Genomic DNA, 14,329 nt, shown 5'->3' with positions numbered 1-14,329 from the left:
CTTCTATTATGACCTACGAAAAGGCGCTTTGGCAACTGTATGCGAAATTAGCATGCCTACGTCTTTTGCTTATGAAAAAAGTGCGGCGAATCGCCCCACTGGCCGAGCCCTACGGTATCGCCGACAGACGCGACGCGGGCGGCCAGGCAGTTCTTGCATTGGCCCGGCGTGTCTTCGACACATGGCTTGTTGTCGTACAGCAAATATTGAGAGCGGAACTTCGGCACCGTCACGATGGGCATGAGGACGTTGGCCCCGGCCTTAAGGCCCAGCTCGCGGCCCATGGGATGCAGGGCCTGCAGGGCCGTCGTCGAAGCGATGTTGACGTCCGGCAAAAACAGGCGCGTCACGGCGATCATCTTGAGGCCCAGCTCCAGACGGCGGCGTTTCCCCTCGGCTGAATCGAGCCCCTGGGCTACGACGGCCTTGCCAAGAGGCGTATTGTGATGGACGACGTAGGGACCCATGCCGATCATGTCGATATCCATGTCGCGGTAAAACAAGATGTCGTCGGCCAAATCTTCTATGGTCTGGCCGGGCAGGCCGCTCATGTCGCCGGTGCCGACCTGATAGCCAATAGCTCGCAGCACGTCGAGGCAGTTTTTGCGAACCTGCCATTGGTGGTGGCCGTCCTGCGGATGAAGCTTGGCGTATAATGCGGGATTGCTCGTCTCGATGCGCAGCAGATAGCGGTGCGCACCGGCTTCAAACCAGCGGCGGTAGGCCGCCTCGTCCTGCTCGCCGACGCAGAGGGTAATGCCCAGCTCGCCGTGGCTCAGGGCCTTGATGTCCCGCACCAGCCCTTCGATGTAGTCGATAAACGCCTCATCCTGCCGTTCGCCCGACTGAAGCGTCAGAGAACCGTACTGGTTGTCATAAGCCCATTTCGCCATCGCCAGGATATCTTCCCGTTCGGTGTCAAACCGCTCCACCTCGTCGTTGTCCCGACGGATGCCGCAGTACAGGCAGTTCTTGATGCAGCGGTTGGAAAATTCAATGAGACCGCGATAATAGACGACGCGGCCGACGTTGGCCGCCTTGACCTCATAGGCACGGTCGTACAAGGCCTGCATCTCGTCGGCGTCGGTCAGGCTGAGCAGGTAAATTAAATCGTCGCGAGTTAAATCCTTTTTATATAATACATCGGCAAGCGGCATAGCGCTCCCTCCTTTGCGATTGCACAATGGATTAGGAATCATTTTCGTAATCCGATAATACTATGACCGCCGCGATTTATCAAGCCCGTTTTTCACAGCTTCCTCCCCATTGTATAGAAGACGAAAAAAAAGAGGACTCTTTCGAGTCCCCTTTGCATCGTCAGAAAGGAATCATTTTTGGCATGTCCGTTAACGTTTACCTTATATCGTACAACGGCAGCCCGCCGTCTTCCATAACAAAAGACCTGCCGCCCATGCAGCAGGTCTTTTGCATATTTTTTAATTTTTATTAGCCCAATGAAGCCGTTCAAAGAGCAGGAAGACGAGGCTCAGCACCATGGCAACGACCGTCGCAAGGCCCATGCCCTTGAGCTGGACGGGACCGAAGACGATGGTCGCGCCGCTGAGACCGGAAATCATCGTCACAGCCGTGAGGATGAGGTTCTTCGACCGGGTGTAGTCAACCTTCTTTTCGACGAGCATGCGCAGGCCTGACGCGGCGATGAAGCCGAACAGGAGAATGCACACGCCGCCCATGACCGGCGTCGGAATGGCGTGGATGAGGGCGGCTATCTTGCCGATAAAGGAAAAAATGATGGCGAAGACGGCGGCGCCGCCGATAACCCAGGTGCTATATACGCCTGTAATGGCCATGACACCCATGTTTTCACCGTACGTCGTATTCGGCGTCGAGCCGAGAAGGCCCGACAGGACGTTGGACACGCCGTCGGCAAAGAGGGAGCGGTGCAGGCCCGGGTCTTTGATGAGGTCGCGGCCGACGATGTCGCTGGTCACGAAAAGGTGTCCCAGGTGTTCGGCCAGTACGACGAACAATGCCGGCATAATCATCATGATAGCGCTGAGGTTAAACTCCGGCTTGTAGAACGTCGGGAAGGCAAACCACGGCGTTTCCTGTACGTGGCTCAAGTCGACGACGCCCATGAAATACGACAGGATATAGCCGGCGACGACGCCGACCAGGATGGGAATGATGCCTAAAAATCCGCGGCCCAGTACGCTGGTGAGAATCGTAACGATAAGCGTAAAGGTCGAGATAATCATAGCCGTTTCGTTGGACATGCCCTGGGCTTCGCCTATATAGCCCGACATGGTCATAGCCAGGGGCGCCAGCTCCAGACCGATAATAGCTACGATAGAGCCCATCGCCGCCGGCGGAAAGAGGACGTCAATCCACTTCGTGCCGATTTTGTCGACGAGAGCCGCAATGACGATAAAGGACAGGCCGAAGACGATGAAGCCCCCTTGGGCGTCGCCGTAGGACATGCCCGGCACGGCACAGACGGCCAGGACCGGCGAAATAAAGGCAAAGCTCGAGCCCAGGTACGCCGGCAGCCGCCATTTGCAGATGGTCAGGTAAATAAGCGTGCCGATGCCGTTCATAAACAGGGCCGTCGCCGGATCTACGTGCAGCAGGAACGGCACGAGCACCGTCGAGCCGAACATGGCAAACAAATGCTGCAAGCTGAGAGGAATCGTCGGCAGCAGAGGCAGCCGTTCCTCTACGTGAATAATCCTTCGTTGTTCCATATATTCCTCCTAATGCAATCAGCGCAGGGGAAAGCGGCTGCGCGTTTCTTCCTTCATGGACCGCAGAACAGGCTGCGGTTCCGCCGCGGCCCGCTCCATGGCCTGTTTGTAATTTTGCCGGCAAATGTTGAGCAGCAGGGCTGCCGCCGCCATGTTGACTACCAAGGACGTGCCGCCGTAGCTGATAAAGGGCAGGGGCACGCCGACGACGGGCAGGACGCCGCAGACCATGCCGATGTTGATAAAGCCCTGGCCGCCGAAGTACAGCGTAATGCCCAAGGCCGTAAACATGCCGAATTTATCCCGGCAGTTCCAAGCCGTCATGGCCCCGAAGTAGACGACCGTACAGAACAGGAGCAGGATAAAAATAGACCCGCGCAGCCCCCATTCCTGGGCCAGTATGGCAAAGGCAAAGTCCGTATGGGCTTCGGGCAGATAGCTGAATTTGCTGACGCCGTCGCCGATGCCTTGTCCCAGGATGCCGCCGGAGCCGATGGCGATGAGGCTCTGCACCGTCTGGTAGCCCAGGGTCTTTTCATATTCCCAAGGGTCAAGCCAGGCGATGATGCGGTTCATGCGGTACGGCGCCGACAACAGGTACAGCAGCGCGCCGCCGCCCAGTACGGCGCAGTGCCATTTGATATGGGACAGACGCGCGCCGCCGGCAAAGACCATGACCGCCGGAATCGCCAGGATGACGAAGGCCGTGCCGGCGTCGGGCTGTTCCATGACCAGCAGGAACATGAGCAGCGGCCCCCATAAGGCGATATGGGGCACAAACCGCAGCCGCCGCCAGAATACGACGTCTTTAGCATGAGACAGGCGGTATAAAAATTCAATAGGCCTGCGCTTTTCCAAGAAGTCGGCCAGATGGGACGCCGCATACAAAATACCGGCCAGCTTCGCCACCTCCGACGGCTGAAAGGTAAATCCGGCGACGCCGATCCAGCGGCGCGCGCCGTTGACGACGATGCCGATGGGAAAGACGATCAGCAGGAGGACGACGGCTCCGATGATAATCCACTTCGTATAGTTCCGCCATATGCGGTAATCTTTTTTATACAGGAAAAGCGCCGGCCCCAGCCCGACGGCGAAAAAAATGGCCTGGCGCATCAGGTGATTGAAAAACCGGCCGTGAACGCCGTCGGACACGAAGGTCGCGCTGAATACGTTGGCCATGCCCATAGCGACCAGCAGGGCAAAGGCCGTCAGCAGGGCCCAGTAGGTCCGCCGCAGTTCTTTAGTTTCCTTCGTCATGACCTATTCCTCCGGCCGGCGGCATAGCCGCGCAATGAAAAATAGGCTGTCCTTTCGCGCTGAATTTTGCTTCGTATTCGGTCATCGCTTCGTTGACGATATCGCTGTGATGAAGGTCGTACGTCACTTCCGACAGCTGCCACTGCCGTTCCTTAAATTCTTCCAGCGTAAAGTCGAACAAGCCCGCGTTATCTGATTTAAAATCGACGCGGCCGCCTTCCGCCAGCAGGCGGGCGTAGCGGTCGAGAAAATCGCGGTACGTCAGGCGGCGCTTGGCGTGGCGCTTCTTCGGCCAGGGGTCGCAGAAATTGATAAAAAAGCGGGATACCTCGCCGGGCGCGAAGATTTCTTCCAAACGGGCCACGTCGAACCGCAGCAAATGGACGTTGTTCACTTCGGCGGCGGCGCATTTCTTGCCGGCGTAATACAGGACGCCGACCTGGATTTCAATGCCGATGAAATTTGCTTCCGGATGGAGCTGGGCCATTTGGGAAATGAAATTCCCCTTGCCCGTGCCGAGCTCTACCCACAGGGGCTTGTCCGGATCTTCGAACAGCTCCCGCCATTTTCCTTTATGTTCTTCACAATGTTCCAAGTGGACGAACGAAGCGTAATCCAAAATGGCCTCGTCAATCCACGGTTTTCTCCGTAAACGCATGAGTTCCTCCTTTATCTGCGTATATAAAGAGGCTGATTCCACGCGAAATCAGCCTGTAATACTCGTATTATTATAGGATATGGCAAAAGGCAGTGTCAACTGAAATTACAGTTCTTTCCACCCTTTGACGCCTGTAATGCCCAGGCCCGGCCGTTCCGGCAGGACGAGCTCATTCGCCTCATAGGATATGCCGCCTTCTACGGGGTCGCTGGCCATCAAATCGGCGGCGTCCAGGTCGTTTTTGACGAATACGGTCCGGCCGGCCGACAAGGCTGCCGCCGCCGTAATGCCGACCTTACTCTCAAGCATGCAGCCCATCATGCAGCCGACGCCGGCGCTTTCGGCCAGGGCCGCTATCTTTGCCGCCGGGCCCAGGCCGCCGGCTTTCATGAGCTTGACGTTGATGAGGTCGCAGGCCCGCATGGACAACAAGCGGAAGACGTCGCGGAGGCTGAAAGCGCTCTCGTCGGCCATGACGTCCGTATCGACATGATCCGTCACCTGCTTCAGCCCTTCGAAATCCCAGGCCGCCACGGGCTGCTCGACCAATTCGATGTCCAGTCCCGCATCCTCCATACGGCGGATGAGCCGCACGGCTTCCTTCGGCTTCCAGCCCTGATTGGCGTCGAGGCGGATGGAAATATCCGGCCCGACAGCCTGCCGCACAGCTTGGACGCGCCGGAAATCTTCGGCTCCGTCGAGGCCGACTTTGACCTTGATATGGCGATACCCGGCGGCGACGGCGCGGCGCGCGTCGGCGGCCATCACGGCGGGCTCGTTGACGCTGACTGTCAAATCCGATACGACGCGGCATCTCGCCCCGCCGAAAAAGCGGTGCAGCGGCATGCCGTACCGCTGGCCGAACAAGTCGTGGACGGCCATGTCCAGGGCGGCCTTAGCCGACGTATTGTGGACCATAGCCGACTGGATAGCCTGCAATATCGCTTCCCTGTCGTCGATATCCCGGCCGACGAGTTTCGGCCCGATCGTATGCAGGATCGCCGCCGCAACGGACTCGTGGCTGTCGCCGGTAATGACGACCGTCGCCGGCGCATTGCCGTAGCCGACGGAGCCATCGTCAGCCCGCACCTGCACGATCAAATCCTCTGCCGTATCGACGCGCCGCAGGGCCGTTTTAAAGGGCGTCTTTAAGGGAATACTCACCTTCCCGACGCGTATATCCTGAATTTTCATATATCCTGTCCTCGTTTCTCCGCCCCTATCCCTTACAGGCGGAAGCTTTCTCGTTCTACCAGATCGGCGCTGAATTCCGTCCGCACCGGCACGGCGTCTCCGCCGTTTTCCGTCAAGGTAATCACCAAATTGACGGCGGCGGCGCAGAGACTGGCCAGCTTATTGTCTACGCTCGACAAGGTCGGCGTGGCACACTGGGCCAAAATCGAATTGTTCCAGCCGACGACGGGCACGTTCATGCCGCTGCGCAGCATAGCCCGCTGGGCGCCGACGGCCAGCACGTCTTCCGACGTCAGAATGGCGTCGAATTCGCACTGCGATGCGACGAGGCGGTCGACGCTGGCTTCCGCCGCCTCGAGGGTCCGTTCGATCTGGCAGATTCGCTCGTCCGACACGTCCAGTTTCAATTCCCGGCAGCCCTGATAAAATCCGTCGAGCTTATGGCGGCCGCTGTAGGTCAGGAAATCGTATAAATACGCCGGCTTGCGGCATCCCTTTTCTGCCAGCGAATGGACGAGCTTGCGCATGCCTTCCTTTTCATTGCAGACGACGCTGTACATGTTCGGCAGATGATAGTCGCAGTTGATCGTAATGACCGGGACAGATTCCGCGACCTGCTGCAGCTGCCGTATATCCTTTTCCGACGAAAAGGGCGTGCCGATCGTGATGATGGCATCGACGTGCTTGGCCGTCATATCCGTGATGTACTTGCTGTTGCGGCCCCGGTCCTCGCCCGTATTGGACAGCATGACGTCCAGGTTGTGGCGGCGCAGGCCCTCTTCCAGCAGCGACACGGCGCGGGCATAAAAAATATCGGCTACATCTGTACAAATTACGCCGACGATTTTCATGGAATCAAGGCCCAAGCCGCGGGCAAAGGGATTGGGCTTGTACCCCATGTCCTTCATGACTTCCAGAATGCGGGCCCGGGTCTTTTCGCTGACGCGGCTGCTGCCGTTGAGCACCCGCGATACCGTAGCGATAGACACGCCGCACTTCTGGGCAATATCGTAAATCGTTATATTCATGAACGTATCATTCCTCTTGTATTGCTCGTAAAATCTCGCCGCCGCAGCCTCTGCCGCGGAGCTTTACCATATTATAGCATAAAAATAGCAATGGGATAGCTTATTCATTGTAAGCGCTTTATACAAAAGTTATTTTTTACGCTGTCCAGAGAAAAAATCCCCTGTTTTTCCAAGATATATAGCGAAGAGGAATCTATTTTCCAACACTTTGATAGTTTTTTCACATAATTTTTAATGAGATAAACGCATGAAAACGCCTTATTTTTTCTATTCCTATACAATTGCGGCATATTGCGTTGACAACCATGTTCTTTCGTAGTACATTTACAGTAACAAATGTAAGCGCTTACAGTAAAGTAAGCGGAGATACCGTCGAAAACATGAAAGGAGACGCATTACATTATGAAACAATTCATGGACAAAGACTTTTTATTAGAAACGGAAACGGCTCGCCGCCTGTTCCACAACTACGCTGAAACGATGCCGATCATCGATTACCACTGCCACATTTCCCCTCAGGAAATCGCAGAAGACCGCCATTTTAACAGCATTACGGAGGTATGGCTCGGCGGCGACCATTACAAATGGCGTCTCATCCGCTCCAACGGCACGCCGGAAGAAAAGATTACCGGCAAGGAATCGACGGATTTGGAAAAATTCATCGAATACGCGAAAGCGCTTCCAAGAGCCATTGGTAATCCCCTCTATCATTGGAGCCATTTAGAGCTGCAGCGCTACTTCGGCATTACCGAACCGCTCAATGAAAAGAACGCCGAAGAAGTCTTCAAAAAGTGCAACGCCAAGCTGAAAGACGCCGACATGGGCGTCCAGGGCCTCATCAAACAGTCCAACGTCAAGGTCATCTGCACGACCGACGACCCGGCTGACGATTTGAAATGGCATCAGAAGCTGAAAGAAGAACAGACCTGCAGCGCCAAGGTATACCCGGCTATGCGCCCGGACAAACTGCTGAACATCGATAAGGCCGGTTACGCCGAATACATGGCCCGCCTCGGCGAAGCTGCCGGCGTGGAAATCAAGACCTTCGCCGACATCCGCACGGCCATGGACAAGCGCATCGCCTTCTTCGAAGACATGGGCTGCCGCGCTACGGACCACGCCCTCGAATACGTATTTTGCCGCCCGGCCAGCGAAGACGAAGTCGACGCCATCATGGCCAAGGCATTCAGCGGCGAAGCGGTAACAGTTGAAGAAACAGAAGCCTACAAAACGGCTGTCCTCACCTATTTAGCCGGCGAATACTACAAACGCGGCTGGGTCATGCAGCTCCACTTCGCGACGCTCCGCGACCTGAACACGGAAATGTACAAAAAGCTCGGCCCCGACACGGGCTTCGACAGCATCGCCGCCGGCAACTGCGGCAAGGGCCTGGCAGCCTTCCTCGACCATCTGCATGAACTGGGCATCCTGCCGAAAACGATCCTTTACTCGGGCACGCCGGCGGACAACGCCATGATCGGCACGATTATCGGCTGCTTCCAGGGACCGGAAGCCCGCGGCAAGATCCAGCAGGGCGCGGCCTGGTGGTTCAACGACACGAAGCAGGGCATGATCGACCAGATGACCAGCATCGCCAACCTGTCCGTCTTCGGCAACATCCTCGGCATGCTGACCGACTCCCGTTCCTTCCTGTCCTACGCCCGCCACGAATACTATCGCCGCATCCTCTGCAACTGGATCGGCAATCTCGTAGAAAACGGCGAATATCCTAACGACGAAGACGCCCTCCGCCAGCTCGTCGAAGATATTTGCTACAACAACGTAGCGGCCTACTTCGGCTTTAAGATGTAAATTTCAGCACAGGAGAAGGACAGACCTATGAAAAATGTAAGCGAACTCTATACGCGCCCGTCCCGCCCGGTTAAGATACTGCAGTTCGGCGAAGGCGTGTTCCTCCGGGCCTTTGCCGACTACGCCGTCGACATCGCCAACGAAGAAAACCACTTTAACGGCAACATCGCCGTCATCCTGCCCCGCTCGGGCAAGACGGACCGCTTTGCCAAGCAGAACAACATCTACACCGTCTGCCTGCGCGGCCAGCAGGACGGCCAGGTATATAAGGAAAACCGCGTCATAACCTCTATCGATTCGGTCATCAGCGCCCGCGACGAATACGACGCCTTCATGGCCCTGGCTCATGAAGACGCCCTGGAATTCGTCATTTCCAATACGACCGACGCCGGCATCGCATACAACGAAGCCGACCAGTTCTCCGACTGCCCGCCGTCGACCTTCCCGGCCAAGCTGACGAAGTTCCTCTACGAACGGTATACCTATTATCAAGGCGACATACAGAAGGGCCTGGTCATGGTGCCGACAGAATTAAACGACGACAACGGCCAGCTCCTCAAAAGCTGCGTCCTCCAATACGCCGCCCTGTGGAACTTAGACGACGCCTTTACCGCCTGGCTCGCTTCGGCCTGCCGCTTCGTCGACACTCTCGTCGACCGCATCGTCGCAGGTTATCCGGCCGGCAATATCGACGCCATTCAGGAAGAGCTGGGCTACGAAGACGCCCTCCTCGACCAGGCCGAGCCGTTCTCCCTCTGGGTCATCGGCGACCCGTCCTTAGCTGACAAATTTACCATCGGCTCCGACAAATTCCACGTCGAATTTACCGATAATATCCAAGCCTTTAAAGAACAGAAAGTCCGCATCCTGAACGGCGCTCATACGTCTATGGTCCTCGGCGCCTACCTGTCGGGCCTCGATTACGTCGGCCAGTGCATGGCCGACCCCGTCGTCCGCCGCTCTCTGGACCAGACGGTGTTCGGGGAAATCGTGCCGACTGTCGACTTGCCGCGGGAAAAGGCGGAAGCCTTCGCCAAGGCCGTATACGAACGTTTTGAAAACCCCTTCGTCAACCACGCCCTGCTAGCTATTTCCCTCAACTCCATTTCCAAATGGAAGGGCCGCATCCTGCCGACCTTCAAGGACAGCGTCGCCGCCACGGGCAAGCTGCCGAAATGGCTGACCTATTCCTTAGCGGCCCTGCTGGCCTTCTACCGCTCGACAGAAGAAGGCGACGGCTGCCTCATCGGCGCCCGCGCCGCCGGCAACACCTATGAAATCCACGACGACGCCGAAAAGCTAGCCTTCATCAAGGAAAACGCCGCCAAGGCGACAGCCGAATACGTACGGGCCGTCATGAGCCGCAGCGATTTCTGGGGCGAAAATCTGACGGCTATCGCCGGATTTGCCGACGCCGTGACGGCCCACATCGACCGCATGGCTGAAGTCGGCGTAAAAGCCCACATCGAAGAGCTGGGCCGGGACGCATGAGGAGACAGACTATGGCAGTATTTAAGATACACGAAAAAGACAACGTAGCCGTCGCCGTAACCCCCGTCTCTAAAGGCGAAACCGTTACGGTCGGGAATACGACCTTGACCGTCTTGGACGATATTCCGGCAGGCCATAAACTCGCCGTCGTCCCCATCGCCAAGGGGCAGGACGTCGTCAAATACGGCTTTCCCATCGGCACGGCCAAGGAAGACATTCCCGCCGGGGCCTGGGTTCACACGCACAACGTACAGAGCAAGCTCGGCGACCTGCTCCATTACACCTACGAGCCGGAAAAAGCCGACCGCCGGGAACTGACGACGGACAAGACCTACGAATTTCTCGGCTACAAGCGTCCTGACGGCACGGCAGGCATCCGCAACGAAGTGTGGATTATCCCGACAGTAGGCTGCGTCAACGGCATCGCCCGGGCCATCGAAGAGGCGTCCCAGCCGTTTAAAACGGAACGCATCGACGGCATTTACGCCTACAGCCATCCCCACGGCTGCTCCCAGCTCGGCGACGACCAGCTCCATACGCAGAAGGTGCTGAGCGGCCTCGTCCACAACCCCAACGCCGGCGCCGTCCTCGTCCTGAGCCTGGGCTGCGAAAACAACCAGGTCGACCTCATGAAAGAGGTCATCGGCGAGTACGACCCCGATCGGGTAAAATTCCTCGTCTGCCAGGACGTAGAAGACGAAATCGCCGCCGGAACCGCTATTGTCAAGGAATTGTGCGCCTATGCCGACCAGTTTTACCGCCAGCCCTGCGACGCGTCGCTCCTGACCATCGGCTTGAAATGCGGCGGCTCCGACGGGTTGTCCGGCATTACGGCCAATCCCCTGGTCGGAGAAATTTCCAACCGCCTCGTCGCGGCCGGCGGCACGTCGATCCTGACGGAAGTGCCGGAAATGTTCGGCGCCGAAACGCTGCTCATGAACCGGGCCCGCGACGAGGAAGTATTCGATAAGACCGTCTCCTTGATCAACGATTTCAAAGAATACTTCATGAGCTACGGCGAAAAGGTAAACGAAAACCCGTCGCCAGGCAACAAGGCAGGCGGCATTACGACGCTGGAAGACAAATCCCTGGGCTGCGTCCAGAAAGGCGGCCGGGCCATCGTCGAAGACGTATTGTCCTATGGCGACAGGGCCGTCAAAAAAGGGCTGAACCTTCTGCAGGCACCGGGCAACGACTTAGTCGCGTCCAACGCCCTTGCCGCGGCGGGAGCCCACATGGTCCTGTTCACGACAGGCCGGGGCACGCCCTTCGCCTGCCCCGTACCGACCATTAAGATTTCCAGCAACAGCAAATTGGCCGGATTTAAAACAAATTGGATAGACTTCAACGCCGGAACAATAACGGAAGGCGAAGCAAAGGATAGTATAGCAGACCGTTTTTTCCAGTACATCCTCGACGTCGCCTCAGGCAAGATCCACGCCAAGTCGGAAAAACTGGACAAGCACGAATTGGCTATCTTTAAGAACGGCGTTACCTTATAAGGAGGAACTATTATGAGCGAACAAGCAACGGCGGCCGTCGGAACGGACGCCGCCAAAACGGGCCACGTCAAACTGTCGTGGCGTGAAAAAATCTGTTACGGCTTCGGCGATTTTGGGAACGGCTTCATGTTCGACTTGGGCCAGGCCTATTTGACGAAATACTGGATCGACGTCTGCACTATCCCCGCCGGCGCCGTAGCCGGGATCTTCGCCTTCACGAAGATCTTCGACGCCTTCATGGATCCTATCGCCGGTTCGGCTATCGACAGCCGCAAAAACATCGGCCCCCGCGGCAAATTCCGCCCGGTCATGATGATTTCCAGCATCATCCTCGCTATCCTCACGGTCATTACCTTTACGATGCCGGAAATTTCCACAGCCGGCAAAATCCTCTTCGCCTACGGCGCTTACATGGCCTGGGGCCTGGTTTATTCTTTCACAAATATCCCCTACGCATCGTTAGCCAGCGTCATGACCCGCGACGTCGAAGAACGAAGCCAGATGGCTACGACCCGTCAGGCCGGCTCCATCGGGGCCCAGCTCATTACGGGCATCGCCTTCGTCCCCATCGTACTGCTCTTTGACCAGCCCCATCACGGCTTCTTCGTAGCTTCCATCGTCATGGCTGTCGTCGGTGTCCTCGGCTTTGCCATCTGCTACTTCAACTGTCACGAACACGTTCCCGTCAAGAGAAATACGGCGAAGGAACAGAAAGCGAAATTCTCGGACTACATCAAAATCGTATTTACCAACAAGCCGTTATTGTGCATTATCTTGATGACCTTATTCACGATTTCCGCCATGAATACGAACAACCAGATGATGATCTTCTTCTGCCAGTATAACCTGGGCCACATGGGCCTGCAGCCTGTCGTCAACGGCATCATGATGGGCTGCTCGGTCATCGGCATCCTGCTCATTCCGAAGCTGGTAAAGATGTTCGGCAAGAAAAAGACAGCCATCGGCGGCCTGCTCATCGGCTGCGCGGCAGACATTCTGAACTTCGTCATCCCGACGAACCTCTATTCCTTCATCATCCTCGTCACTATCGGCTATGTCGCCCTGGCGATTCCGAACGGCATTACGTGGGCCTTCGTCTCCGACGTCATCGACTACAGCGAATGGCACAACGGCATCCGTAAAGAAGGCATTACCTACGCGGCCTTCAACTTCTCCCGCAAAATCGCCCAGGCCATCGCCGCTATCGTAAGCTCGGGCATCCTGGTCCTCACGGGCTATGTAGCCAACGCCGTACAGAGCGAAATGACCCTGACGGGCATCAAGGCCGCCATGACCTTGTACCCCGGCGTCGCCCTCGGCATTGCCGCCATCATCCTGTACTTCTTCTACGGTTTGACAGACGACAAATTCAAACAGATTGCCGAAGACCTGAACAACGGCAAATGGGAACACGGCACCATCGAATAATCTTGGAAAATAGATTGAAATTATTGGGAACTATCTGATATAATACTAGTATACAAGTTTATACAGGAAGGGCCGACGCCGCATTCGCCGGCCTTCCCGTATTCTTTGTATCCATAGGAGGAGATTGGTTATGATCGACACCCACTGCGGATATTGCGTAAAAGGCGAGCCGCTGGCGAAGTTCGGCATCTACATCTGCGACTTGTCCGTCAGCATGCTCATCTTATTCAAGGAACAGAGCCATCCCGGCCGCTGCATCGTCGCCTATAAGGACCACATCAGCGAAATGACCGACATGAGCGCCGAAGAACGACATGCCTTTTATGACGACGTAGCCCGCGCCGCCAAGGCCATTCACGCGGCCTTTCATCCTGACAAGGTCAACTACGGCTCCTACGCCGACACGGGCTGTCACCTGCACGTCCACCTCGTGCCGAAGTACAAGGACCAGTTCGAATGGAACACGACCTTCGAGATGAACCCGCAGCGCGTCTTCCTGACCGACGAAGAATACGCAGACATGATTGAAAAGATCAAGCAGAATGTATAGGAGGAACTCACATGATGGATAAGATCGACGTAGTAAAGAAAATTCAGGAAGTCGGCGTTTGCGCCGTCATTCGCGGCAAAGACGCGGAAGAAGCCATGGCTATGTCCGACGCTTGCATCGCCGGCGGCGTCACGATTATCGAATTGGCCTTCACGACGCCTCAGGCTCATGAAGTCATCGCCGCGTTGTCCAAGAAATATGCCGATAACCCCGACGTCGTCATCGGCGCCGGCACCGTCCTCGACGCCGTCACGGCCCGCATCGCCATCTTAAACGGCGCGCAGTTCATCGTTTCGCCGGCCTTCGATTTGGAAACGGTCAAGCTGTGCAACCGCTACCGCATCGCCGTCATGCCCGGCACGACGACCCTCAACGGCGTCATCGCAGCTCTTGAAGCCGGCGCCGATGTCATCAAGATCTTCCCGGGCGAAATTTTGGGCATGAAAGCGATCAAAGCCATCCACGGCCCCATTCCCCAAGCTTCTCTCATGCCGACAGGCGGCGTCAACGCCGAAAACGCCGGCGAATGGATCAAAGCTGGCTGTGTAGCTGTCGGCGCAGGCGGAGCGCTTACAGGCGGCGGAAAAACGCCGGCTGAAATCACCGAAGCGGCTAAAAAATTCATCGCTTCCGTCAAAGCGGCTCGTCAATAATTCCGATACCACATTCCTTTATATATTTTCTCTCTCTCAGCAAGCAGGGAC

At 56.6% G+C, this 14,329-nt stretch carries 12 protein-coding genes; 6 read left to right on the top strand and 6 right to left on the bottom strand.

The genetic code is table 11. From position 1 onward, the window contains the following. Window positions 1-56 precede the first annotated feature (56 nt). The 6 genes from hydE to CJ260_RS04325 all read right to left on the bottom strand — a co-directional run bounded on the left by hydE (window position 57) and on the right by CJ260_RS04325 (window position 6,842). On the bottom strand, window positions 57-1,157 hold the full coding sequence (gene hydE / locus CJ260_RS04355) for a [FeFe] hydrogenase H-cluster radical SAM maturase HydE (RefSeq protein ID WP_095629311.1): 1,101 nt from the start codon (window positions 1,155-1,157) through the stop codon (window positions 57-59). A 279-nt stretch (window positions 1,158-1,436) separates the two neighbouring features. Further along, the gene (gene uraA / locus CJ260_RS04345) at window positions 1,437-2,705 is read right to left on the bottom strand and encodes a uracil permease (RefSeq protein ID WP_087477927.1); all 1,269 of its coding nucleotides are present in this window, start codon (window positions 2,703-2,705) and stop codon (window positions 1,437-1,439) included. 18 nt (window positions 2,706-2,723) lie between these two features. Further along, window positions 2,724-3,962, bottom strand: a complete 1,239-nt coding sequence (locus CJ260_RS04340) for an FtsW/RodA/SpoVE family cell cycle protein (RefSeq protein WP_087477926.1) — start codon at window positions 3,960-3,962, stop codon at window positions 2,724-2,726. Further along, window positions 3,946-4,620: a tRNA (guanosine(46)-N7)-methyltransferase TrmB gene (gene trmB / locus CJ260_RS04335; RefSeq protein ID WP_095629309.1), complete on the bottom strand. Its 675-nt coding sequence runs from the start codon at window positions 4,618-4,620 to the stop codon at window positions 3,946-3,948. Before trmB ends, CJ260_RS04340 begins: the two co-directional genes overlap by 17 nt. A 105-nt stretch (window positions 4,621-4,725) precedes the next feature. Next, the gene (locus CJ260_RS04330; protein WP_095629308.1) at window positions 4,726-5,814 is read right to left on the bottom strand and encodes a mandelate racemase/muconate lactonizing enzyme family protein; all 1,089 of its coding nucleotides are present in this window, start codon (window positions 5,812-5,814) and stop codon (window positions 4,726-4,728) included. A 32-nt stretch (window positions 5,815-5,846) separates the two neighbouring features. After that, a complete protein-coding gene (locus tag CJ260_RS04325; protein ID WP_087477923.1) occupies window positions 5,847-6,842 on the bottom strand; it encodes a LacI family DNA-binding transcriptional regulator in 996 nt (331 codons plus the stop codon). Window positions 6,843-7,244: 402 nt separating this feature from the next. Here CJ260_RS04325 and uxaC point away from each other — a divergent pair, with 402 nt between their 5' ends. The 6 genes from uxaC to CJ260_RS04295 all read left to right on the top strand — a co-directional run bounded on the left by uxaC (window position 7,245) and on the right by CJ260_RS04295 (window position 14,278). Continuing rightward, window positions 7,245-8,654, top strand: a complete 1,410-nt coding sequence (uxaC, locus tag CJ260_RS04320; protein WP_095629307.1) for a glucuronate isomerase — start codon at window positions 7,245-7,247, stop codon at window positions 8,652-8,654. Window positions 8,655-8,681: 27 nt separating this feature from the next. Next, on the top strand, window positions 8,682-10,145 hold the full coding sequence (locus CJ260_RS04315) for a tagaturonate reductase (protein ID WP_095629306.1): 1,464 nt from the start codon (window positions 8,682-8,684) through the stop codon (window positions 10,143-10,145). An 11-nt stretch (window positions 10,146-10,156) separates the two neighbouring features. Next, complete coding sequence (locus CJ260_RS04310; protein WP_095629305.1) at window positions 10,157-11,647, top strand: UxaA family hydrolase; 1,491 nt, start codon at window positions 10,157-10,159, stop codon at window positions 11,645-11,647. A gap of 12 nt (window positions 11,648-11,659) precedes the next feature. Next, on the top strand, window positions 11,660-13,075 hold the full coding sequence (locus CJ260_RS04305; protein ID WP_087477919.1) for a glycoside-pentoside-hexuronide (GPH):cation symporter: 1,416 nt from the start codon (window positions 11,660-11,662) through the stop codon (window positions 13,073-13,075). A 130-nt stretch (window positions 13,076-13,205) separates the two neighbouring features. After that, entirely contained in the window at window positions 13,206-13,625 is a 420-nt protein-coding gene (locus CJ260_RS04300) for an HIT family protein (RefSeq protein WP_095629304.1), read from the top strand. 11 nt (window positions 13,626-13,636) lie between these two features. Next, window positions 13,637-14,278, top strand: coding sequence for a bifunctional 2-keto-4-hydroxyglutarate aldolase/2-keto-3-deoxy-6-phosphogluconate aldolase (locus CJ260_RS04295; protein WP_233127892.1), 642 nt, complete (start codon window positions 13,637-13,639; stop codon window positions 14,276-14,278). Window positions 14,279-14,329 lie beyond the last annotated feature (51 nt).

It is taken from the genome of Megasphaera sp. ASD88, assembly GCF_002287425.1.
In the GTDB taxonomy this organism is placed as follows: Bacteria; Bacillota; Negativicutes; order Veillonellales; family Megasphaeraceae; genus Megasphaera; species Megasphaera stantonii.
Note: the sequence above shows the minus strand (reverse complement) of the source record. Positions and strands in the feature narration are given on the sequence as shown.